The organism is Microtetraspora glauca (genome assembly GCF_040656155.1).
Classification (GTDB): domain Bacteria; phylum Actinomycetota; class Actinomycetes; order Streptosporangiales; family Streptosporangiaceae; genus Microtetraspora; species Microtetraspora glauca.
The window spans coordinates 1-22,838 of sequence record NZ_JBFALK010000038.1 but is presented as its reverse complement, the minus strand read 5'-3'; the positions used below and the strand labels follow the sequence as shown (position 1 = coordinate 22,838).

Below are 22,838 nucleotides of genomic sequence, written 5' to 3'. Positions count from 1 at the left end.
TACGTGTTCGCACCTCTCATCAGCGTGGCCCTGGCCTGGGTGCTGGCCCGCTCACCGAACATCCTGCCCATCCCCGGCGCCGGCTCGCTCGACCACCTGGAAGAGAACGTCGCCGCCAGCACGCTGAAGTTGAGTGCGGAGGACATCGCCGAGCTCGGGTAAGGCAAGGCGACCTGCCCCCGCCGCGGCCGTCCTGACCGTTGCGCCCGGGACGATTCACACGAAGACCACGAACCGTGGGGCGGATGCTGGCCGGCCGTCCCCTCCCTCGGTCCGCCATAAGGCCCTCGGTCCGCCATGGGGTCCGGCGTCAGGCGGGCAGCTCCCGCTGGAGGAACTCCAGGCGGTTGCCCATGGCGTCGTGGGCGTAGAAGCGGCGGTGGCCGGGGAAGTCGTCGTCCCAGACCACCTCGACACCGTGTTCCGTCAGGCGGGCGGCCAGGCCGTCGAGGTCGGCGACATGGATGCCGGGATGAGCCTTGCGAGCCGGCCGGAAGTCCTTCTCGACGCCCAGGTGGATCTCGACGGTGTCGGCCCGCACCCACAACCCGCCGCGCGTGGCGAGCGCCGGCGGCTTGGGGATCTCGATCATGCCGAGCACGCCGACGTAGAAGGCGCGGCAGGCGTCCTCACCGCCCGGCTCGATCGCGAGCTGGACATGGTGCAGGCCGTAGCCGAAATCGGACACGTGGTCCGGGCCGTATCCCTTGCCGGAGATGGTCTCCTCGGTCATGGGTCCTCCTCAGCGTTCGCCGGATCCGGTACGAGTCTGCATCAGAGATGACCTTCGCATGGCACGACGTACCTCGCACATCCCCGAGATACCTCTGGATCCCAGGTATCTCTGTGGAGACGACGCGCGTCCTCGCATGTCCTTTGTCCGGTGTCGCGTGTCGCGTGGGCCATGCCAGGGCTGATATTTCGGTAGTTTGCCCGATATGCGGACGATCGACTGGGTGGACGGCGCCATCGAACTCGTCGACCAGACCCGGCTTCCGGGGGACTGCGTCTTCCTGCGGATCGAGACCGTCGCGGACCTGATCGGCGCCATCCGGCGCCTTGCCGTACGCGGCGCGCCCGCGCTCGGCGTCGCCGGGGCGATGGGGGTCGCGCTCGCGGCGCGTACCGGCGAGCCGATCGACGCCCTCCGGGCGGCCAGGCCCACCGCGGTCAATCTCGCCTGGGGTGTCGACGAGGCGGCCCGGCACCTGCCGGACGCCGACGCCGTACTCGCGCGGGCCCTGGAGATCCGCGACGACGACATCGCCGCCTGCTATCGGATGAGCGCCCTCGGCGCCGACCTGGTACGCGAACTGACCGAAGGGCCGGACCGGTCCGATGCGTCCGGTGCGTCCGGCGGCTCGGGCGGGTTCCGCCGGATAAGGGTGATGACCATATGCAACACCGGCGGTCTCGCCGCGGTCGAGCGCGGCACGGCCCTCGGCGTCGTCCAGACTCTCCACGAGCGGGGCCTGCTCGCCGAGACGCTCGCGCTGGAGACCAGGCCGCTGTTGCAGGGGGCGCGGCTGACCGCCTGGGAGCTGGGCAGGATGGGCGCGCCGCACCGCCTCGTCGTCGACGGGGTCGGGCCGTACCTGCTGGCCAGAGGAGCGGCCGACGTCGTGCTCATCGGCGCGGACCGGATCGCCGCCAACGGCGACACCGCCAACAAGATCGGCTCCTACTCCCTGGCGCTGGGCGCGCGGCGCGCCGGGGTGCCGTTCGTGGTGGTCGCGCCGGAGACGACGATCGACCCGGCGATCACCTCCGGCGACCGGATCGAGATCGAGGACCGGGGCCCCGGCGAGGTCCTCTCCATCCATGGCGTACGGCTCGCGCCGGAGGGGACGGGTGCCGCCAACCCGGCGTTCGACGTCACCCCGCACGACCTGATCACCGCCATCGTCACCGACCGCCGGGTCATCCGCGTCGATCGCGGCGAGACGCCGTACGAGTCCGGGACGGCCTGAACGCGGGCCCGCGGGGGAGGCGGCGGACCTCACCCTGTGGGCCTCGCCGTGACAGGGCCTCACCGTGACAGGGCCTCACTGTGAGGGCGGCGCGGGTGTCAGGGGGCCTCGCGGGCGGCGCGATGGAACGCGGCACATCAACCAATTAGGGCACCAGGAAAAATCTGGGAAACGATGTTATTTGTTAGGTATGGGGGTTAAGGTCTCTCTGCCAGTAATCCCCCGATCGTGTGCGCGTCCGCGATCGACCGCCGGTTCCGGTCCGATCCCGGGCAGGGACTCCGGCGCCCCCTGTCCGTCGTCGCTCACACGGGAGTACATCCGTGGCCATCGACCTCGTGTCCCGCGCAGAGTGGGGTGCCCGTGCCCCAAGGGGCTCCTACTCGCGGCTGACCTCCACAAAGGGCGTCAAGGTCCACTACACCGGCGGAAGGGTCGATCCGGCGATCGTGGACGACCACGCCCGGTGCGTCGCGGTCGTCAAGTCCATCCAGAGCTTTCACATGGACGGCAATGGCTGGATGGATATCGGATACTCAATGATCGCTTGTCCGCATAGAAAGGTATTTGTCGGGCGAGGTCCGCACAACCTGCCCGCGGCCAACGGATCCGGCCTCAATTCCGGCCATTACGCCGTACTCGGCCTGGTCGGCAACTCCGGGTTGGTCGAGCCGCCCGACGGCGTCCTGCACGCGATCCTCGACGCGGTCGACTACCTCCGGGCCCAGGGCGGCGCGGGCAAGGAGATCAAGGGACACCGCGACGGCTATTCCACCGACTGCCCCGGCGCCGCCCTGTACGCGTGGGTCAAGAAGGGTGCGCCACGCCCGGGGGGCGGCGGCCAGGAACCGGATCCGGAGACCACTCCGAAGTGGCCGGGACGTCTCCTGAAATATCCGCCCATCATGCGGGGCGACGACGTACGCGACTGGCAGCGGCAGATCGCCCGGCTCGGCTACACGATCGAGGTGGACGGCGCGTACGGCCCCGAGTCCAAGGCCGTCTGCGTCCGCTTCCAGAAGGACAGGAAGCTCGACCCCGACGGCGTCGTCGGGAAGCTGACCTGGGACGCCGCCTTCACGCCGCTGCCCTGACCGGGCGGCGAGGCGGCCTCGCCGGGGATCCCGGTCACCCGCCGGTCGCCCGCGGATCATCGCCGGCGGCCCGCGATGTGAGACTTCCGCTCCCGGACATCGGGACCCCGGATAATTGTTCTGGAGGCAGTGCGCCTAGCATCCCTCGCATGACGGTGCCGCCTCTTGAAGTCGCCGCAGCGTTCCCGCCTGGCACGCGGGAGCAGTGGCGCACGCTCGCGCTCGGAGTCCTCCGGAAGTCGGGTGTCCTCGCCGAGGACGCCGCGCCCGCCGCCGCGGAGGCGGCGCTGTCCTCCACGACGTACGACGGCGTGACGATAGCCCCGCTCCACGACGCCTCCGATCTGCCCGGCGCCCCGCGCGTCGTCCGGTCCGCGGGCCCATGGGGCGTACGGCAACGCCACGCCCACCCCGACCCCGCGGTCACCAGGGAGGCCGTGCTGGCCGACCTGGAGAACGGTGTCACCTCCATCTGGCTGGACCTGTCCTCCCTCGGCCCCGAGGCGCTGCCCCGGGTGCTCGACGGCGTGTACCTCGACCTCGCCCCGGTGGTCCTCGACGCGGGCGATCGGGCGGCTCCGGCGGCCACCGTCTTCCTCGACCTGCTGGCCGAGCGGGGCGTGACCGCCCCCGGCGGCAACCTCGGGCTGCCCGCGCCCGTCACGGGCACCCTCGATCCGGCCGCCGCCACGCTCGTACGTCGCTGCCTCGCCGAGCAGCCGGCCCTGCGCGCGTTCGTCGTGGACGCCCTGCCGTACCACGACGCGGGCGGCAGCGACGCCGAGGAGCTGGGCTGCTCGATCGCCACGGGCGTCGCCTGCCTCCGTGCCATGACCGGCGCCGGGATCTCCGTCGAGCAGGCGCTCGGGCTGCTGGAGTTCCGTTACGCGGCGACCGCCGACCAGTTCATGACGATCGCCAAGCTCCGGGCGGCCCGGCGGCTGTGGGCCAGGGTGGCCGAGGTCGTGACGACGACCACGGCGACCACGACGACCACGGCGACCACGACGACCACGGCGACCACGACGACCACGGCGACCACCGGCGGTCCCGGCGAGCAGCTCCAGCACGCGGTCACCTCGTCGGCGATGATGACCGCGAGGGACCCCTGGGTGAACATGCTGCGCACCACGCTGGCCTGCTTCGGCGCCGGGGTCGGCGGCGCGGACGCGGTGACCGTTCAGCCGTTCGACGCCGTCCTCGGCCTGCCCGACGCGTTCGCCCGGCGCATCGCCCGCAACACCCAGTCGCTGCTCCTGGAGGAGGCGGGCGTGGCCCGCGTCCTCGACCCGGCCGGCGGCTCGTGGTACGTCGAGCGACTCACCGCCGACCTGGCGGAGCACGCCTGGGCGTGGTTCCAAGAGATCGAGCGCGCGGGCGGGATGGCCGTCGCGCTGGAGCGGCTCGTCCCCGAGCGGCTCGCGGCCACCCGCGCCGCGCGCGCGGACGGAGTGGCGCACCGCCGCGACCCGATCACCGGGGTCAGCGAGTTCCCCCACCTGAGCGAGAAGCTGCCGGAACGCGAGCCGGGCCCCGGCCTCGCCGTAGCGGGCGCGACCACGGAGGTGGGCCTGCCCCGGATCCGGTACGCCGAGGAGTTCGAGGCGCTGCGCGACCTGGCCGACGCCAGGGACGAGCGGCCCACCGTGTTCCTCGCCACGATCGGCCCGGTCGCCGTGCACACGGCCCGCGCGTCGTTCGCGGCCAACCTCTTCGCGGCGGGCGGCGTCGCCACCGTGACCAGCGGGCCGGGAACCGACGCCACCGCGATCGCCGAGGCGTTCCGCGACGCGGGCACGCCCGTCGCCTGCCTGTGCTCCAGCGACCGGCTGTACGGCGAGCACGCCGAGGCCGTGGCGGCGGCTCTCCGCGAGGCGGGGGCGACGCGCGTCTGGCTCGCGGGCAAGGGCGAGTATGAGGGAGTGGACGACCGTGTGTACGCGGGATGCGACGCGCTCGGCGTGCTCCGCACCACCTTCGACGACCTGGGAGTGAACCGATGAACATTCCTGACTTCTCGGGAATCGACCTGGGATCCGCCGCGGGCGCCGCACCGGACGTCGACGGCCGGGCGTGGGAGACGCCGGAGGGGATCGAGGTCAGGCCGTTCTACACGGCCGATGACCTCAAGGGGATCGACTTCCTGGAGACCTACCCCGGTATGCCGCCGTACCTGCGCGGGCCGTACCCGACGATGTACGTCAACCAGCCGTGGACGATCCGCCAGTACGCCGGGTTCTCCACGGCGGAGGAGTCCAACGCGTTCTACCGGCGCAACCTCGCCGCCGGGCAGAAGGGCCTGTCGGTCGCGTTCGACCTGGCCACGCACCGGGGCTACGACTCCGATCACCCCAGGGTCGCGGGCGACGTCGGCATGGCCGGCGTCGCGATCGACTCGATCTACGACATGCGACAGCTCTTCGACGGGATCCCCCTCGACAGGATGAGCGTGTCCATGACCATGAACGGCGCGGTCCTGCCCATCCTCGCGCTCTACATCGTGGCCGCCGAGGAGCAGGGGGTGGCACCCGAGAAGCTGGCCGGGACCATCCAGAACGACATCCTCAAGGAGTTCATGGTCCGCAACACCTACATCTACCCGCCGGGCCCGTCGATGCGGATCATCTCCGACATCTTCGCGTACACCTCGCAGCGGATGCCGAAGTTCAACTCGATCTCGATCTCCGGCTACCACATCCAGGAGGCCGGGGCGACCTGCGACCTGGAGCTGGCCTACACGCTCGCCGACGGCGTGGAGTACCTCCGCGCCGGTGTGGCCGCGGGCCTGGACATCGACGCGTTCGCGCCGCGCCTGTCGTTCTTCTGGTGCATCGGCATGAACTTCTTCATGGAGGTCGCCAAGCTCCGCGCGGCCCGGCTGCTCTGGGCCGAGCTGGTCCGTGGCTTCGGCGCGAAGAACCCCAAGTCGCTGTCCCTCCGCACGCACAGCCAGACCTCCGGGTGGTCGCTCACCGCGCAGGACGTGTTCAACAACGTCGTACGGACCTGCGTCGAGGCGATGGCCGCGACCCAGGGCCACACCCAGTCGCTGCACACCAACGCCCTGGACGAGGCGCTCGCCCTGCCGACGGACTTCTCGGCCCGGATCGCCCGCAACACCCAGCTCCTGCTCCAGCAGGAGTCGGGCACCTGCCGGGTGATCGACCCGTGGGGCGGCTCCTACTATGTCGAGCGGCTCACCAACGATCTCGCCGCCAAGGCGTGGGGCCACATCCAGGAGGTCGAGCGGGCCGGAGGCATGGCCCGCGCGATCGACCAGGGGCTGCCCAAGCTCCGCATCGAGGAGGCCGCGGCCCGCACCCAGGCGCGCATCGACTCCGGCCACCAGCCGGTCATCGGCGTGAACAAGTACCGCCCCCAGGCCGACGAGCCCATCGAGGTCCTGAAGGTCGACAACACGGCCGTGCGCGAGCAGCAACTCGACAAGCTCCGCAGGCTGCGCGCGGAGCGCTCGCAGGCCGACGTCGACGCCGCCCTCGCCGCGCTGACCAGGGCCGCCGCGCAGGGCGGGAACCTGCTGGAGCTCGCCGTGGACGCCGCGCGCGCCAAGGCGACCGTCGGGGAGATCTCCGACGCCCTGGAGAAGGTGTTCGGACGGCACGCCGCGGAGATCCGTACGATCTCGGGGGTGTACCGGGAAGAGGTGGGCGAGAGGGTGGACGACGTCCGCGCGGCCTGCGCCGAGTTCGAGAAGTCCGAGGGGCGCCGCCCGCGCATCCTGGTCGCCAAGATGGGCCAGGACGGGCACGACCGGGGCCAGAAGGTGATCGCGACCGGGTTCGCCGACCTCGGCTTCGACGTGGACGTCGGCCCGCTGTTCCAGACGCCGGAGGAGGTCGCGCGCCAGGCCGTGGAGGCCGACGTGCACATCGTCGGCGTCTCGTCCCTCGCCGCCGGGCACCTCACGCTGGTCCCGGCGCTGAAGCGGGCGCTGGCGGACCTCGGCGCGGACGACATCATGATCGTGGTCGGCGGCGTGATCCCGCCCGGCGATTTCGAGGCCCTGCGTGAGGCCGGGGCGGCGGCGATCTTCCCGCCCGGCACCGTGATCGCCGACGCCGCGCTGGACCTCCTGCGCGCCCTCTCCCACGCCTGATGACCGAGAACCAGCTCAACGACTACGTCAACGGCGTGCTCGCGGGGGACCGACGGTGGATCGCCCGGTCCATCACGCTGGTGGAGTCCACCCGCGCCGACCACCGCGAGCTCGCCCAGCGCCTGCTCGCCGAGCTGACCCCGCACGCGGGGAAGGCCCGGCGGGTGGGCGTCAGCGGCGTGCCCGGAGCGGGGAAGTCCACGTTCATCGAGGCCCTCGGCACCCACCTCACCGGGCGCGGGCACCGGGTGGCGGTGCTCGCGGTCGACCCGTCGTCGAAGCGGTCCGGGGGCAGCATCCTGGGCGACAAGACGCGGATGGCCCGGCTCGCCACCGACCCGAACGCCTTCATCCGGCCGTCGCCCACGGCGGGGACGCTCGGCGGCGTCGCCACGGCCACCCGGGAGGCGATGGTCGTCGTCGAGGCCGCGGGCTACGACATCGTGCTGGTGGAGACGGTCGGCGTCGGCCAGTCGGAGACCGCCGTCGCCGACATGGTCGACACGTTCCTCCTCCTCACCCTCGCGCGTACGGGCGACCAGCTCCAGGGCATCAAGAAGGGCGTGCTGGAGCTCGCCGACGTGATCGCGGTCAACAAGGCCGACGGCGAGCACGAGATGGCCGCCCGCCGGGCCGCGCGTGAGCTCGCCGGGGCACTAAGGTTCCTCCGCTCGGGTGAGACGGCCCCCGTCCTGACCTGCAGCGGCCTGACCGGCGCGGGCCTCGACGAGCTGTGGAAGCACGTCGTACGCCATCAGGAGGGCGTCGACCTCGCGGGCAAGAGGCGCCGCCAGCAGGTCGAGTGGACCTGGGCGCTGGTGCGGGACCGGCTGCTCGCCCGGCTGCACGAGAAGGCCGGGCCGATCGCGCCCGAGATCGAGCGGCAGGTCCTCGACGGAAGCCTCACACCGAGCCAGGCGGCGGACCGGATCCTCGCCGTGTTTCCTGGTGCGGCCGGGGATTTATGACGAGACTTTCGGGTGCGGTCGGGGATTTGTGACGAGCGGGTCGCCTCATTTCCTCCGAGGTGTTAGATACCGCTACCCCTGGGTGAGTACCGCCGTCCGCGCGCGGCTTTCGGTCCAGAGTGCCGTGTGAATATGGCCCCGTTAGCGATTACGGGGAGGCACGATGCATCACGACCCGTTGCTGCCGCCGCCGGTGGCGCGCGCGTTGGAGGAGTACAGGCACCTGCTGACCGAGCACGGGATCACCTGGGGGGAGCCGCCGCTCGACTACGTCCGGATGATGACGTTCCTTCGGTTTCCCGAGGAGGCGGACCGCATGGACATCGGCGCCGACCTCGACGCCGCCTTCAGGGACGTGCTCGGCGAGACCCTGCCGGACGGGCTCGTCGCCCTCCGGCTCACGCCCCACGGCCACCGCTTCGAGCCGGGGGCCGTACGCGCGGTGGTGGCCGCCGAGCCACTCAGGGCCGTGCTCATCGTCGACTCCTCGCGCGACGCCGCCACCGCCGTCGAGGTGGACGGCACGCCGTACGAGATCCGGGCCCGGGGGGCCCTGTTCGTGGACATCCGGAGCGACTCGGTCGTGACCGTGGACGGCGAGCCGGTCGACCTGTCCCCGCTCCGGCGGCACGCCGTACCCTCGCGGCTGCGGCTGCGGGCCGGCTTCCCGTGCCGCTGGAGCGTGACGTCGGAGGGCGGCCAGGGGTGGTACCCCGGGGGCGCGCCGCACCGCGTCGACTACCACGGCAGTCCGTTCTTCCACGGCGACGACGTCGTCCTCGACGTCCCCGCCGAACCGCTCACCGTCCGGGTCACCCGCGGCATGGAGTATGACTGCGCCGAGGTGACCCTCGTGCCCGAGCCGTGGCGGGAGACGCTCGTCGAGCTGACCCCCGAGCGGATCTACGACGCCGCCGCGCGCGGCTGGTACGGCGCCGACCTGCACGTCCACCTCAACTGGGCCGGTGATCTCGTCGCCCCGCCCGCCGCCGCGGCGTTGATGCAGCACGGCGAGGACCTGCACGTGCTCAACCTCGTCGCGGGCAACGTCTCGGGCGAGCGCGTCTACGACCGGGAGGCCCTCCAGCACTGGGCCGGACGTGACCTGCCCTGGTCGGACGCCGGGCACATCGCCCGGATGGGCGTGGAATACCGCAACGACCTGTTCGGGCACGTCCACGCGTTCGGGGTGACCACCCCGCCGGGTCGCTTCCACACCGGCTTCGGCGGCGAGGCCGACTGGCCGCCGAACGGCACGGCCTGCGGTGAGATGCGGGAGACCGGGGGGGTGCTCGCCTACGCCCATCCCTTCCACGCTCCGATCACCGAGCCGGAGGAGATCATCGGTGTGGGGCGCAGGAACTGCTCGGCCAGGGCCGTCGTGGTCGACGCCGCGCTCGGCCTCGTGGACGGCATGGAGCTGCTGCACTTCTCCGACATCATCGGCACCGCGGAGGTCTACCGGCGGCTGATCGGCGCGGGCAACCGGCTCACGGCGCTCGCCGGGACCGACAGCATGCTGTCGTTCACCCGGCAGGAGACCGTCTCCAGCCCGCCCGGCTGGGAGCGCGTCTACGCCCGGCTCGACGGTCCGCTGACCGCTGAGGCGTACGTCGAGGCCATCCAGCGGGGCCGCACGTTCGCCACCACCGGGCCGTGGCTGGAGTTGTGCGTGGACGGCCACCAGATCGGCGACACCCTGGACCTGTCGCCGGGCGATCGGGTGACGGTCCGAGCCAAGGCGATCGGGCCCGAGGTGCAGCGGATGGAGATCCGCACCGCCGACGGCGTGCTCGCCGAAGGAGGCGGAGGCGAGCTGACCGCGGCGCTCACCGTGACGGAGCCGACGTACCTCGTCGCGATCACCTCCGGCGGCAGGCACCCGCGCTCGCTGCACCGGCAGGTCTACGCCCACACCAGTCCGATCTATCTCGACGTGGCCGGGCGGCACGTCGCCCGCGCCGACGACGTCCGCTGGTGCCTGCGCTGGCTGGACCTGCTGGAGGAACTCGTACGGGGGCAGGCCAGGCTGGACGGCGAGGAGCAGCTCCGCGACCATCTCGACCTCGTCGAGAAGGCGCGCGCGGTCTACCGCTCCCGGCTCTGACGGATCTTTTTCGACGGATCCGGTGGGGTCACTCCGTGGCGAGGGCCTCCGACATCGCCCGCGCCACGGCCATGGCCCCGGCCAGGCTCTCCTTGCCGCCCATGAGCCGGGACTTGCGGGAGTTCAGCGGAGCGCCCTTCGGCCGGTCGGCGCCGTAGAACTCGACGGTGACGACCACCGGACCGTACAGCGCGGTCACCTGGCCGATGCCGGCGTGCACGGTGGGCGTCCGGTTCGTCCGGTACTGGCGGAACGCGGCGTCACCCAGGCCGGTGACATCGGTTGACCTGTACCAGAACAGGCTGTCGGTGATCCCGCTCCCGGCCCACTTCCTGCCCTTCGCCCGCTGGTCGACGAACTGGTTCTTCGCTCCCTTGGGATCCTCGGCGCCGACCCGGTTCGTGAAGCGCTGGACGGTGACGAACATGCCGCGCATCCGCGCCTTCGCGCCCGCGGCGAGGTCGCGGTTCAGCCAGGCGCACTCGACCGTGGTCGAGGCGCCATCCTGCGTCTGCGTGGCCTTCGGCGTGGCATCCGGCGCGTAACGCAGCGCGACCGGCGACGCCGTCGAGCACTCGGCGGGCAACGCGATCGCGGAAGGAGACGCCGAGGGGGCGGCCGACGGCGAAGCGGCCGGGGTTGGGGCCGCGCTGGACGCGGTCGAGTCGACGGGGGCGGTGGCGCCGCCGGCGTCCCGCCAGGCCGCCACGGACACGGCCACCTCGCCGAGGATCCCGGAGACCTCGCGGAGCGCGTTCTCCTCCGTCACGCCCTGGGCGCCCTCCATGGACAGGATCGGGGCGTCCTTGCGCTGCTGGCCGGCCTGGTATTTGACCTGGATCACGATGTTGCCGACCCGCCCGATCCCCTGGCCGAAAGAGTACTTGTTGCTCTTGGCGTCCCGCGCCCAGGTGTAGCGGGCGAACGCCTCCTCGCCGACCCCGGGCAGCGTACGGACCTTGGAGCTGTAGTTCTCCCTCGTCGAGTGGGTCTCGGCGTACTTCCCCGAGGTCAGCTCGGCGTCGTAGAAGTTCCTGGCGACGCGGAGTGCGGTCAGCTCACCGTCCGCGTCGTACCGGGTCAGCTTGACCTCGATGCTGCGTGACCTGATGTACTCCCCGAACGAGAAGTTGTCGTTGCGCAGGGTGCAGATCCACGTGATGTAGCCGCTCGCGTCCTGCCGGTCCCAGGTGTCCCTGGTGGCCGTCGCCTGGGGGACCAGCCGCTCGACCGTGGCCTGCTTCGGCATGGCGCACGCGTCCGGCGGCGCGACCGACGTCCGTGCCGGGGAGGCCGCACCCGCCGCGCGTTTGTCCGCGCCCCTCCCCGGCCCTTCCTCCGAGCGGAGCACGACGAACGCGGCGACCGCACCGGTGGCGGTCAGTGCGGTGACGGTGGCCACGACCGGAACCACCCAGCCCCGGCGGCGCCGCGTGTCCCGCGAGATCGGCCTGACCAGCGTGTGCTGCCTGATCTGCTGGGGGTGCCCCATCGGCGCGGTCGGCCCTGCCGTCATGTGGCCCGGCCCCCCGGCCGCCGTCGGATGGGTGGGGCCGTGCTCCTGGCTGTCCATCTGTCTCCTCGGGGATCAGCTGCGGCCGATCGCGTCCGCGGCGAGTCTCGCGGCGCGTTCCGCCGTACGCCGGGCGGCCGGGGTCACCTTCGGGCCGTCCAGCCGGTGGTACTCCACTTCGGTGATCAGGTTGTCGGTGCGGAACCAGACCGTGCTGGTGGTGGACTTCTGGAAGGCGTTCGAGACGTCCTGGGCGAAGGCTTCGTCGCCGGTCCCGCGCACGTCCCGGACGGCGTACGTGGTCTCGGGGAAGGCGGTTCCCCGCATGGACGCACGCGCGGAACGGCGGCCGGAGAAGGACAGGCGGGCGGCGTCCGGGCCGCTGCCGCCGTCCCGGGCCTGCTCGGCCCTGAGCCGCACGGTGATCGTCCGCCAGACGATCCCGTTCTTGCGGAACCGCCACGCGCACTCGCCCGCCACGGTCGCGGTGTCGGTGGGGCCGCCGAGAAGCTCGCCCGCCTGGGCGTCGGTGAGCAGCCCGCATGGTCGCGGAGCGGTGGGGAAGCGGCCCGCGTTCGCCACGGCTTCCGGGCGGAGGGCGAGCCAGCCGACCGCACCGGTGGCGACCAGGGCGAGCAGTGCGCCGCCCGCGATCAGCGCCGGTTTCCGCCGCGCGGGCGGCGTCTGCGGCGAGGCTGACGGGACGGACAGGGTCGGCGGTGCGGTCGGCGGTGCGGTCGGCGGATGCGGTGACGGCACGCCGACGGTCATCTCCCGCGTCGTCCCGCCTCGGGAGGCGATCCCGCGCAGGGTCTCCCGTACGGTCTCGGGGGACGGGCGGGCCGCCGGGTCCTTGGCCAACATGGCGAGCAGGAGCGGGCCGAGCACGGGACCGGCCCGCATCGGCGCCGGAGGATCGTGGAAGAGAACCGCGGCGACGACGGCGGCGGGCAGGTCACGCTGGAACGGAGCGCGTCCCTCCACGGCCGTGTAGAGGGTGGCGCCCAGCGACCACAGATCGGACGCGGGGGTCGTGGGCGCTCCGGAGAGCCGTTCCGGCGCCGCGTACCCGGGAGAACCCGCCGAGGCGAACGAGGCGGTCGGCTCGGCTTGCCCGGCGTCCCCCGCTTCCCCGGCACGCTCGGGCGACGCGGTCGGCACGGCGATGCCGAAGTCGGCGAGCATGGCCCTGCCGTCCTCGTCGAGCAGCACGTTGGCGGGCTTGACGTCCTGGTGCAGGATGCCCTGGGCGTGCGCGGCCGAGAGGGCGCCGAGCACGCGCAGGCCGATCTCGGCGACGTGGTGCGCGGGCAGCGCCCCGCCGCTCCTGATCGCCCGGTCCAGGGACCGGCCGCCGACCAGATCCATCACGATCCACGGCCGGTCTCCGTCGAGTACGACGTCGTGGATGACGACGATGGCCGGATGGCTGAGTCGCGCGGCGGACCGGGCCTCCTGGATCGCCCGCCCGCCGAAGGCGCGCCTGGCGTCCTCGCCCAGCCCGGCCGGGACGCGGACGTCCTTCACGGCGACGTCGCGATGGAGCATCTCGTCCCTGGCCCGCCACACGGTCCCCGCGCCGCCTTCGCCGAGAGTCTCCAGCAGGCGGTATCGGCCGGCCAGCAGCACGCCGCTCATCCCTTCGCGCGCAGCGCGGCGTCGGCCATGCGGGCGGCGGTGAGCGCCGCGCTGCGGATGTCGTCGTCGGTGGGCGTCGTGGACAGCGTCGAGTAGGCGGCCTCGACCACGAGGTCGCCGACACGGAAGAGCACGACGCCGGCGTAGGCGTGGCCCTGCCGCGTCGCGAACTCGTAGGCGAGGGCCTCTTCCCCGACGCCGTCGACGGTCCGGGGCGTGGTTTGTGTGAACGTGATCGGCCGGGTCTGTCCGATCTCCTTCCAGGTCCAGTCGCCCTTCTGGCCCTTGGCGTACTTCTTGGCCAGGCTCTCGAAGAGGAGCCGCGAGGACTCCTCGGTCATGGCCCAGGGGTCGGGCGTGTCCGAGTCCTTCTTGGGGATCAGGCTGACGCCCTCGCCGCTGACGGTCCATTCACAGCCCGCATCGGAGGCCGTGCCCTTCGGGGCGGGTGCCGTACGGATGAGCTGGTGGACCTGGTCGCCGGTGAGCAGGGAGCAGAAGTCGACGGGGAGGGTGAACGACGGCGGGCCCGCCTCGGCGTCGCCCGGAATCACCACGAGCGCCACGACGAGGGCGGCCGCGGCCGCCACGGCGACACCGGCGCCGCCCAGGATCCAGCCCCGCCGGTCGGCCCGTGACCGCCCCGTCGCGCCCGCATGCCCCGCCGGCGCGGCGGGCCCGGCGGGTCCGTTCGGCGGCTGCCCCGGGGCGGCTCGCCCGGCCTGCTGGCCGGGCGCGGTCGAGGCGTTCGGTACGTCCGGGAAGCCCGGCTGGGCGTACGGGCCGGGTGACACCGGGGCGTACGGTGCGGGGGAGCGGCCTTCGGCGACATCGGTGAGCAGGCGCTGCGCGGTCGCGGTGTCGGGCCTGGCCGCCGGATCGCGGTCCATCATCCACGTCACCAGCGGTCCGAGCGTGCCCGCCCGCCGGGGCGGCGGGGGAATCCTGCTCGTCAGCGTGGCCTGGATCCGCTCGACCGGAGACCCGCCGTACGCGGGCCCGCCCTCGGTGGCCAGGTACAGGGTGGCGCCGAGGGACCACAGGTCGGAGGCCGGACCGCCGGCGGCGCCGTCCAGCCGTTCCGGCGCGATGAAGCCCGGTGAGCCGATCGTCGCGTCGGCGGCGGTCAGCGTGGCATGGCCGTCCAGCTTGGCGATGCCGAAGTCGGTCAGGACCGCGCGCCCGTCGTCGCTGAGGAAGACGTTGGCGGGTTTCACGTCCCGGTGTTGGACGCCGTGCGCGTGTGCCTCCCGGAGGGCGTCGAGGACCTGCGCCCCCAGCCAGGCGGCCCGGTCCGGAGGAAGCGGCCCCCGGTCCTTGACCTCGTCGGCCAGCGTACGGCCACGCAGCAGCTCCATGATGATCCACGGCCGTCCGTCGTGGACGAGCACGTCATGGAGGGCGACGATGCCGGGGTGCCGCACCTGCGCGGCGGCGCGCGCCTCGCGTACGGCGCGTTCGACGGCTTCGGCACGCTGCGCCTCGTCGAGGCCGTCGGGCAGGCGGAGCTCCTTGACCGCCACCTGCCGTTCGAGCATCTCGTCCCACGCCAGCCAGACCGTGCCCATCCCACCGCTGCCGAGGGGACGGCGCAGGAGATAGCGAGAGGCGAGCCGTCCCCCAGAAGACTCGGGCATATCGGGAGGATAGTGGATGGAGTCGATGTGAACGTCGGGTTGGGAGTGACTGAAGCGATCCTGTTAGGCGTCCCTCGTGGCGGGGGCCGCACAGGACCGGACCCGCACCTGCCCACCCCGCGAGACGAGCCGGGTCAGGTGAAGAGCGCGCGTCCCCAGTAGTCACCCGCGTCGGTCACGCCGGGCGGGCAGGCGTACAGGCCGCTGGAGACGTGCTTGATGTACTCGTTGAGCGCGTCCTTGGCGGCCAGCTCCCGCTGGATCGGGACGAACTGCTTGTGCGGATCCCGCTGGTACGCCATGAAGAACAGCCCCGCGTCGAGACGTCCCAGGCCGTCGGTGCCGTCCACGAAGTTGTAGCCGCGCCGCAGCAACCGGGCGCCGCCGTGGACCGAGGGATGCGCGAGCCGTACGTGGGAGTTGTCGGCGATCACCGGCCGTCCGTCCGATCCGGCCTTCGCGAAGTCGGGGTCGTCGAACTCCGCCGCGCCGGTCAGCGGCGCTCCGGCGCCCTTGTTCCGCCCGAAGATCGCCTCCTGCTCGGACAGCGGGGCGCGGTCCCAGGTCTCGATGTGCATCCGGATCTTGCGGGTGACCAGGTAGCTGCCGCCGTCCATCCAGGCCGGGCCGTCGCCGGCGGCCGCCCACAGGTGGTCGCGCAGCATCTCGGTGTCCTCGAGCTTGAGGTTGGCGGTGCCGTCCTTGAAGCCCATCAGGTTGCGCGGCGTCGCCTGGGCCCGGGACGTCGAGGACGTACGGCCGAAGCCGAGCTGGGAGTAGCGCACCGACACCTTGCCGAACCCGATCCTGGCCAGGTTGCGGATGGCGTGCACCGCGACCTGCGGGTCGTGGGCGCACGCCTGGACGCAGATGTCGCCGCCGGAGATCTCCGCCAGGATGTCGTCGCCGCGGAACGCGGGCAGATCGGCCAGGGCGGCCGGCTTCCTGTCGGCCAGCCCGAACCTGTCGTCGAACAGCGACGCGCCGAAGCCGATCGTCAGGGTCAGGCCGGAGGCGGGCAGCCCGAGGGCCTCGCCCGTGTCGTCCGGCGGCGCCTCGGGGTCCCCGCCGACCGCGCCGAACGTCCCCGCGTCCTTGCCCTGGGTCATCCGCGCGGCGGCGGACGTCCAGTCCTGGAGCAGCTCGACCAGCTCGGCCCGCTTGTCCGTCGTCACGTCGAACACGACGAAGTGCAGGCGGTCCTGCGCGGGGGTGACGATCCCCGCCTGGTGGGCCCCGTAGAACGCGACCGGATCGGACGTCGACGCGGCGTGCGCCGCCCCGGGCAGGTCCACGACCAGGGCGCGGGTCGCCACCGCGCCCGCCCCGACCGCGGCCACGCCGGCCGCGCCGAGCCCGAAGAGCTTCCTGCGGCTGATGTTCATGCCCTGCTCCGTCCCGTACGGCTGTCGCCGATGGTCCTCACGTGCCGACGATTCGTGGTTACTTGCTGACGGTGGAGGCGATCCGGCTGATCGGCTCGGACAGAGCGTTGATCACGTCGGACAGCTTCTTCAGGTCGTCCTTGGACAGGTCGGTGTGCAGCTTCCAGCCGTCGCCCTGGCGGTGGGTCTCGAGCGCGGCCTCGGCGGCGGCGAACTTCTCGTCCAGGGTCTTCACCAGCTCGGCGTCACGCTCCTCGAGGACCGGGCGGAGCGCCTGAACGGCGGCCTTGGAGCCCTGGAGGTTGGCGTCGAAGTCCCACAGGTCGGTGTGCGAGTAGCGGTCCTCCTCGCCGGTGATCTTCCCGGTGGCGACCTCGTCGAGCAGGCCCTTGGCGCCGTTGCCGAGCTGGAGGGGCGAGAGCGTCGCCTCGTTCGACTTCTCGACGATGGTCTTGATGTCGGCCATCAGCTTGTCGGCGATCGGGCCGTCCTCACTGACGTCCTTCTCGACCCAGAGGTCCTTCTCGATGCGGTGGAAGCCGGTCCACTCCTGGCCCTTCTCCACGTCGTTCTCGCGGGCGTCGATCGCCGGGTCGAGGTCGCCGAAGATCTCGGCCACCGGCTCGATGCGCTCCCAGTAGGTCCGAGCGACCGGGTAGAGGTTCTTGGCCTTCTCGATGTCGCCGGCCTTGACGGCGTCCACGAACTCCTGGGTCTTGACGAGCAGCGTCTCGCTCTGGGTCTTGATGTAGCGCTTGTAGCTGGCGGTGGCCTCGGAGAGCTTGGCGTCGTCGCTCAGCGGCTTGTGCTCGCCGGTCACCTTCAGCGGGTTCCGGATGCCCTTGCCGATCATGCCCGGCTTGCACGTCGCCTCGTACGTCCCGGCGGGCAGCTCGACCATGACCTCACGGGTCAGGCCGGGCACGATGTTCTCCACCTCGCCCATCACCCGGTCGCCGCCCGCGTAGACGTAGAACTCCGTCACCTTGCTGCCGCTGTTGGTGATCTGGAAGGTCGAGGTGCCGGCGGGGAGCTCCGCCGTGGCGACCTTGCACTCGGTGTCGCTGGCCGCAACGGTGATCTTGTCGGGCTTGGCCGCGCCGCCGGACGCGGAGGAGTCGGTCGTGCCCGAGGAGCAGGCGGCGGCGAGCAGGCCGAGGGCGGCGAGGGCGACGACGGCGGGGGTGCGCATTGCGGAGGACTCCAGTTCTGGGAAAGCAGGATGGGGCGTCGGACGGGGCGGTGGCCCGCGCTCAGGAGGCGGGCACGGTGGGGGTGTCCCCGGCCGGTACGGCAGGGCCCCGCGTCGCCTTCGGCCGGCCCGACGGGCGGAGGAAGAGAATGAGGACCGGGACGGCGTAGACGACCCACGCGACCATCTCCAGCACACTCGGCTGCGCCGTGATGTTGAACATGCCGCTCAGCAGCGCGGAGTACCAGGCGGACGGGTCGAGCACGCCGCTGATGTCGAAGGCGTGGGTGGTCAGCCCCGGCAGGATGTCGGCCTCCTGCAGGTCGTGCACGCCGTACTTGAAGATGCCGGCGGCGACCAGGATCAGCAGCAGGCCGGTCCAGGTGAAGAACTTGGTCAGGTTGATCCGCAGCGCGCTCTTGTAGAGGCCCCAGCCGAGCACGACGGATGTGAGCAGGCCGAGGCTGATGCCGATCAGCGGGCTCGCGGTCGCCGCGGCGCCCTGGGCGGCGGCGAACCAGATGAGGGCGGTCTCCAGACCCTCCCTGGCCACCGCGAGGAAGGCCATGACCACGACGGCGGTGGAGCCCAGCTCCAGCGCCTCGCCGAGCTTGCCGCGCAGGTCGCTGGACATCCGCCGCGCCGCCGTGCGCATCCAGAAGATCATGAACGTGACGAAGACGGTCGCGGCGATCGATGTGACCGCGTCGAACAGCTCCTGCTGCATCTGGTTCAGATGCGCGGCGGTGAAGGTGAGCAGGGCTCCGAACCCGACGGAGAGGGCGACGGCGCCGGCGACGCCCGCCCACACCAGCGGGAGACGGTCGCGGCGGTCGCTTTTCACGAGGAAGGCGACGAGTATGGAGACCACGAGGGTCGCCTCCAGGCCTTCACGGAGGCCGATGAGGTAGCTCGCGAACACGTGCCGCTCCTGCGAGATCGAGTAAGGGTTACCTTATTTAGGTCAGCGTTACCTTACCCGTCACCTGAGGCCCTCATCCAGGGGGGTACCCATTTGTCACTCCAGTGACGTTCGCCACGTCGCACCGCCTCCGGGCCGCGTGTGCACCGGGCGATTAATTGGTGGCGGGCAGCAGGGGCGGTGCGTACAGTGAGGTCCGCCCTGTCACCTCCCGTCCGGAGAGCCCGTTGAAGTTCTGAGGTCGCCGACACCGCGCCCGTGACCGCCGCCCATCGCGGCAGGTCGGCGCATCGACCTCAGCGGACCGTCTCCTCGCAGGGTTCTCCGCCCAGGCTTCTCCGCCGGGCTTCCTCGCCGGGGTGTCCTCCCTTCCGGGCATGTGCCCGCGGTGTCCCTCGCATGTCGCGCGGCGGTAACCCCGTCGCGCCGTTCGCCACGACCTAAGGGGAGCCGCCTCATGTCATTTCCGATCGTCTGCAGTGATCTGTCGTTCTCCTGGCCCGACGGCACGCCGGTGCTGGACGGGCTGGACCTCGCGTTCGGCACCGGCCGCACCGGCCTGATCGGTGTCAACGGCTCCGGCAAGTCCACGCTGCTCAGGATCATCACCGGAGAACTGACCCCCGCCAGGGGATCGGCCGACGTCAAGGGGGAGATCGGCTATCTGCCGCAGAACCTCCCGCTCGGCGCGAGCCGTACGGTCGGCGACCTGCTCGGCATCACGCCCGCGCGCGCCGTGCTGCACGCCGTCGAACGCGGAGAGATCGACGGCGTCGACTTCGACGCGATCGTGTGGGACGTCGAGGAGCGTGCCGGGGCGGAGCTGGCCCGGCTCGGCCTCGGCACGGTGGACCTCGACCGCACGGTGGCCACGCTGTCCGGAGGGGAGACGATCCTGGTCGGCCTGGCCGCTCTGTTCATGCGGCAGCCGGACGTGCTGCTGCTGGACGAGCCCACCAACAACCTCGACATCGACGCGCGCGAGCGCCTGTACGACGCCGTCACGTCGTGGACGAGGACCCTGGTGGTCGTCAGCCACGACCGGGCGCTGCTCGACCTGGTGGACCAGATCGTCGACCTGCCGGTCAGGCGGACGTTCGGCGGCACGTTCAGCGAGTACGAGGAGGTGCTGGCGGTCGAGCGGGAGGCGGCCGAGCGCATGGTCCGCGCGGCCGAGGGCGACGTCCGCCGCCAGAAGCGGGAACTGGCCGAGGCCAGGACCAAGCTCGACCGCAGGGTTCGGTATGGCAAGAAGATGTACGACCAGAAACGCGAGCCGAAGATCATCATGCAGGAGCGCAAGCGCCAGGCGCAGGTGTCGGCGGGCAAGCACCGCTCCATGCACGAGGAGAAGCTGTCGGAGGCGCGCGACCGGCTGACCGAGGCGGAGGAGGCGGTACGCGACGACGCCGAGATCCGGGTGAAGCTGCCCAGGACCGAGGTCCCCGCCGGTCGTACGGTGCTGACGGTCACCGGGCGGGCCCTCCGTGGTCCCGCGACCGCCGCACCGGCCATGATCGCGCCGATCGATACCGCGCAGATCGATACCGCGCCGATCGATACCGTGCAGATCGAGGCCGAGGGCGAAACCGAGGACGGGATCGCCCGGCCGGGCAAGGTCCTGGAGGAACTCGTCGTACGCGGGCCGGAGCGCATCGCTCTGCTCGGGGCCAACGGCTCGGGCAAGACCACCCTGCTCAGGAGGATCGCTGGCGAACTCGACGCGTCCGGGCTGGTCCAGGTGGACGTGCCGGTGCGCTACCTGCCGCAACGGCTCGACGTGCTGGACGACTCGCTCAGCATCCTGGAGAACGCCCGCGCGTTCGCGCCGACCGCGCCGGTCAACACGATCAGGGCGCAGCTCGCCCGGTTCCTGTTCCGAGGTGACCGGGTCGAGCAGGCGGCGGGCACGCTCTCCGGCGGCGAGCGCTTCCGTGCCGTACTGGCCGCGCTGCTGTCGGCGGAGCCGGCGCCGCAACTCCTGCTGCTTGACGAGCCCACCAACAACCTCGACCTCGCCAGCGTGCGGCAGCTGTCGCAGGCGCTGGCGGCCTACCGGGGGGCACTGCTCGTGGCCGGCCACGACCTGCCCTTCCTGAGGTCGATCGGCGTGCGGCGCTGGCTCAGGACCGACCGCGACAGGGGGCTGGTCGAGATCGACGCCCCCTGACCCGGGCCCTGAGCACACCAGGTCGGACGAGGCCGGTCGTTTCGTACGAGTCAATAGTCGGAAATCTTCCAGGTTGACACATCCTGACTCGTGCCGAGACAGTTGTGCGGGTGATCTCCCCGCGACTCTCCGCGCTCGCGCTCGCCGCGACCTTGACGTTGACCGTGACCGCGTGCACCTCGGGTGGGAGCCGGGGCTCCTCCGGCTCCGGCTCCGACGGTTCCGCTTCGGGATCCTCAGGGGGATCGGCGTCGTCGCCGAGCGGAGCTGCCGCACTCACTCCGGAGGCGTACCAGGTCGAGCTGGACGCCGCCGGCCAGCCGGTGGCGAACGCGTTGCGGGACATCTCCAAGGCCCGCACGCTCAAGTCGCTCGGCCAGCGCGTACAGCGTGCGCAGACGGCCGTGGCGGCGGCGACGGAGCGGCTGGAGCCGCTGCGGCCGCCCGCCGAGATCGGCACCGAGCACACCGACTACCTGGCGGCGTTGCGCGCCATGGACGGCAGGCTCGACGAACTGGTCCAGGACGTGGACGGGCGGTCGCTCTGCACGGCGTCGAGCGTGCTCGCCCGGCTCGGCAAGTCCAGCGAGTTCGGGAACCTGAAGGAAGCCGGGGCCGATCTCGCCGGGGGAGGAGACTACCGCGGCGGCCTGATCAAGTTTTCGCCGCTGAAGGAGCGCACTCGCCGCCTTGCCAGCGGCACGATCCTGGTGTCGAGCATCCGCGGTGGGCGCGGCGGCCTGACCGTGAAGAACGGCACGGCAGGCGACAGCGTCGTCACCCTGGTCCTGGGCAAGAAGAAGGCCGTCAGCGTGTACGTCCGCAAGAGGTCGACGGCCAAGGTGTCCAACATCAAGGACGGCAAGTACCGCGTCTACTTCACGAGTGGTACCGACTACGACCGTGCGGCGCGGAGCTTCACCCGGAACTGCAACTTCTCGAAGTTCGACGACCCGCTGCCGTACAAGACGACCTACACCTCCACCCAGATCCGCTGGGACAACTGGACCCTGAGCCTCAACAAGGTCGTGGGCGGCAACGCCCCGACGAGCGACGTCTCCCCGGACGACTTCCCCGCCTGACGCCGCCCCGGCTCCGCTTTCCCCGGTGGGCCTCCGCTGCGTGCTTCCGTCCCGCGGGGACGCGGTGGCGGCCCGAACGATCATCTACCCGAACGATCATCTACCCGTACGGTCGTGATCATTTGTCGGGCAAGCTCTGAGGGCACGCCGTCGGATCCCAACGGCTACCGGTCGGAGGTCTCCCGCTCGCGGAACCTGGTCTGACGACGGCGGCGGGCAACCAGAGCCGCGACGACGATCCCGCAAAGGGCGATGAGGAGAAGCAGCAGTGCCCAGGGGATGGTCCAGGCGTGCGTGGTGCTCTCGACGGCGGCGAGCGGGGCGACCGAGCCCGACGCGTCGGTGAGCAGCGGGACGAGGGTGACCGTCCCCGCCAGTCTCAACACGGGAGCCACTCCGTGTACCGGCACGGAGACCTTCCAGGTGTCGCCCGGCAGCAGTTGCGGCGAGTCGTCGATCTGGGCCGCGTGGACGCCCAAGCGCCCGAAGGGGCCGGATACGGCCACCGCTTGCCGAGCGGTGAGGATGGCGTTGCCCGTGTTGCGGATCGTGTACGTGACGGTGGCATCACCCGTCCCGAACGGACTGGGCGTGCCCGAGTAGCGCACGTGCAGGTCCTCTACCGACAGGGCCGGCTTGAGCTCCCCACCCACGCGCAGACGGATCCGGATGCCGAGACGCCGGTCCCCATCGATCCCGTCCGCTTCACCGGCCTGCGCCGGCGAGGTGACGATGCCGCCCATGTATTCGCCGGGCGCGGCGCTGTCCGGAAGAGCGACGGTGAACGGCACCTCGACCGACTCGCCGGGCGGGACCCTCACGTCGGACCGGTTCGTGTGGACCCACGCGCCCACTTCGGTCGACTTCGCGTCCTTGGCGGCCAGGTCGAGCCGGCCCTGCTCGGTGGTGAACCCGTCTGCGGCGTACACGGCCAGGCGGAGCGGTGTCGTGCCGTGGTTGACGATCACGAGACCGTCATCGAGCCGCCCGCCCGGGTCGAGGGTGTAGTTGTAGTTCGGCCGGCCGGTCCCGAAGTCGCCCGA

17 protein-coding genes are annotated in these 22,838 nt (G+C 71.6%); 9 read left to right on the top strand and 8 right to left on the bottom strand.

The features are described 5' to 3' along the window. Positions 1–3: 3 nt before the first annotated feature. Positions 4–162 (top strand): aldo/keto reductase, encoded by a 159-nt coding sequence (locus AB0I59_RS40705; protein WP_358142120.1) that lies wholly within the window; start codon positions 4–6, stop codon positions 160–162. Between the two features lie 148 nt (positions 163–310). Here AB0I59_RS40705 and AB0I59_RS40700 read toward each other — a convergent pair whose 3' ends face one another. Then, positions 311–733 carry a VOC family protein gene (locus AB0I59_RS40700; RefSeq protein ID WP_061261482.1) on the bottom strand — a complete coding sequence of 141 codons (423 nt, stop codon included), beginning with the start codon at positions 731–733 and terminating at the stop codon, positions 311–313. Between the two features lie 205 nt (positions 734–938). Here AB0I59_RS40700 and mtnA point away from each other — a divergent pair, with 205 nt between their 5' ends. From mtnA to AB0I59_RS40670, 6 genes are all read left to right on the top strand, one after another. After that, positions 939–1,970: an S-methyl-5-thioribose-1-phosphate isomerase gene (mtnA, locus tag AB0I59_RS40695; RefSeq protein ID WP_358142116.1), complete on the top strand. Its 1,032-nt coding sequence runs from the start codon at positions 939–941 to the stop codon at positions 1,968–1,970. 323 nt (positions 1,971–2,293) lie between these two features. Next, positions 2,294–3,064, top strand: coding sequence for a peptidoglycan recognition protein family protein (locus tag AB0I59_RS40690; RefSeq protein WP_358142113.1), 771 nt, complete (start codon positions 2,294–2,296; stop codon positions 3,062–3,064). Between the two features lie 149 nt (positions 3,065–3,213). Next, the gene (locus tag AB0I59_RS40685; RefSeq protein ID WP_358142110.1) at positions 3,214–5,067 is read left to right on the top strand and encodes a methylmalonyl-CoA mutase family protein; all 1,854 of its coding nucleotides are present in this window, start codon (positions 3,214–3,216) and stop codon (positions 5,065–5,067) included. Beyond that, positions 5,064–7,181: a methylmalonyl-CoA mutase gene (gene scpA / locus AB0I59_RS40680; protein WP_358142107.1), complete on the top strand. Its 2,118-nt coding sequence runs from the start codon at positions 5,064–5,066 to the stop codon at positions 7,179–7,181. The genes AB0I59_RS40685 and scpA overlap by 4 nt, the downstream gene beginning before the upstream one ends. Next, positions 7,181–8,149 (top strand): methylmalonyl Co-A mutase-associated GTPase MeaB, encoded by a 969-nt coding sequence (meaB, locus tag AB0I59_RS40675; RefSeq protein ID WP_061261477.1) that lies wholly within the window; start codon positions 7,181–7,183, stop codon positions 8,147–8,149. Before scpA ends, meaB begins: the two co-directional genes overlap by 1 nt. A 163-nt stretch (positions 8,150–8,312) precedes the next feature. Next, positions 8,313–10,256, top strand: a complete 1,944-nt coding sequence (locus tag AB0I59_RS40670; protein ID WP_358142102.1) for a CehA/McbA family metallohydrolase — start codon at positions 8,313–8,315, stop codon at positions 10,254–10,256. Between the two features lie 28 nt (positions 10,257–10,284). On the opposite strand, the gene AB0I59_RS40665 is transcribed toward AB0I59_RS40670, so the two are convergent. The 6 genes from AB0I59_RS40665 to efeU form a co-directional block, all read right to left on the bottom strand. Continuing rightward, entirely contained in the window at positions 10,285–11,829 is a 1,545-nt protein-coding gene (locus tag AB0I59_RS40665; RefSeq protein WP_358142099.1) for a hypothetical protein, read from the bottom strand. A gap of 15 nt (positions 11,830–11,844) precedes the next feature. Beyond that, a complete protein-coding gene (locus AB0I59_RS40660; protein WP_358142096.1) occupies positions 11,845–13,407 on the bottom strand; it encodes a serine/threonine-protein kinase in 1,563 nt (520 codons plus the stop codon). Further along, positions 13,404–15,044, bottom strand: a complete 1,641-nt coding sequence (locus tag AB0I59_RS40655) for a serine/threonine-protein kinase (protein WP_358142093.1) — start codon at positions 15,042–15,044, stop codon at positions 13,404–13,406. Before AB0I59_RS40655 ends, AB0I59_RS40660 begins: the two co-directional genes overlap by 4 nt. 134 nt (positions 15,045–15,178) lie before the next feature. Then, the gene (efeB, locus tag AB0I59_RS40650; protein WP_061261472.1) at positions 15,179–16,429 is read right to left on the bottom strand and encodes an iron uptake transporter deferrochelatase/peroxidase subunit; all 1,251 of its coding nucleotides are present in this window, start codon (positions 16,427–16,429) and stop codon (positions 15,179–15,181) included. 58 nt (positions 16,430–16,487) lie between these two features. Then, the gene (efeO, locus tag AB0I59_RS40645; protein WP_061261471.1) at positions 16,488–17,621 is read right to left on the bottom strand and encodes an iron uptake system protein EfeO; all 1,134 of its coding nucleotides are present in this window, start codon (positions 17,619–17,621) and stop codon (positions 16,488–16,490) included. A gap of 61 nt (positions 17,622–17,682) precedes the next feature. Continuing rightward, positions 17,683–18,543: an iron uptake transporter permease EfeU gene (gene efeU, locus AB0I59_RS40640; protein WP_061261470.1), complete on the bottom strand. Its 861-nt coding sequence runs from the start codon at positions 18,541–18,543 to the stop codon at positions 17,683–17,685. Between the two features lie 457 nt (positions 18,544–19,000). Here efeU and AB0I59_RS40635 point away from each other — a divergent pair, with 457 nt between their 5' ends. Both AB0I59_RS40635 and AB0I59_RS40630 read left to right on the top strand, forming a co-directional pair. Next, complete coding sequence (locus tag AB0I59_RS40635) at positions 19,001–20,713, top strand: ABC-F family ATP-binding cassette domain-containing protein (RefSeq protein ID WP_358142089.1); 1,713 nt, start codon at positions 19,001–19,003, stop codon at positions 20,711–20,713. Positions 20,714–20,823: 110 nt separating this feature from the next. Beyond that, the gene (locus AB0I59_RS40630; protein ID WP_358142086.1) at positions 20,824–21,795 is read left to right on the top strand and encodes a hypothetical protein; all 972 of its coding nucleotides are present in this window, start codon (positions 20,824–20,826) and stop codon (positions 21,793–21,795) included. Between the two features lie 164 nt (positions 21,796–21,959). Here the strand turns inward: AB0I59_RS40630 and AB0I59_RS40625 are convergent. Continuing rightward, positions 21,960–22,838: WxL protein peptidoglycan domain-containing protein (locus AB0I59_RS40625; protein WP_358142083.1), on the bottom strand; the 879-nt coding region annotated here is incomplete at its 5' end.

Coding starts and splice junctions, on each gene's coding strand:
- mtnA (WP_358142116.1), top strand. CDS start 939: ATGCGGACGATCGACTGGGTGGACGGCGCCATCGAACTCGTCGACCAG.
- efeO (WP_061261471.1), bottom strand. CDS start 17,621: ATGCGCACCCCCGCCGTCGTCGCCCTCGCCGCCCTCGGCCTGCTCGCC.
- scpA (WP_358142107.1), top strand. CDS start 5,064: ATGAACATTCCTGACTTCTCGGGAATCGACCTGGGATCCGCCGCGGGC.
- efeB (WP_061261472.1), bottom strand. CDS start 16,429: ATGAACATCAGCCGCAGGAAGCTCTTCGGGCTCGGCGCGGCCGGCGTG.
- AB0I59_RS40655 (WP_358142093.1), bottom strand. CDS start 15,044: ATGCCCGAGTCTTCTGGGGGACGGCTCGCCTCTCGCTATCTCCTGCGC.
- AB0I59_RS40635 (WP_358142089.1), top strand. CDS start 19,001: ATGTCATTTCCGATCGTCTGCAGTGATCTGTCGTTCTCCTGGCCCGAC.
- AB0I59_RS40660 (WP_358142096.1), bottom strand. CDS start 13,407: ATGAGCGGCGTGCTGCTGGCCGGCCGATACCGCCTGCTGGAGACTCTC.
- AB0I59_RS40670 (WP_358142102.1), top strand. CDS start 8,313: ATGCATCACGACCCGTTGCTGCCGCCGCCGGTGGCGCGCGCGTTGGAG.
- AB0I59_RS40665 (WP_358142099.1), bottom strand. CDS start 11,829: ATGGACAGCCAGGAGCACGGCCCCACCCATCCGACGGCGGCCGGGGGG.
- AB0I59_RS40685 (WP_358142110.1), top strand. CDS start 3,214: ATGACGGTGCCGCCTCTTGAAGTCGCCGCAGCGTTCCCGCCTGGCACG.
- AB0I59_RS40700 (WP_061261482.1), bottom strand. CDS start 733: ATGACCGAGGAGACCATCTCCGGCAAGGGATACGGCCCGGACCACGTG.
- meaB (WP_061261477.1), top strand. CDS start 7,181: ATGACCGAGAACCAGCTCAACGACTACGTCAACGGCGTGCTCGCGGGG.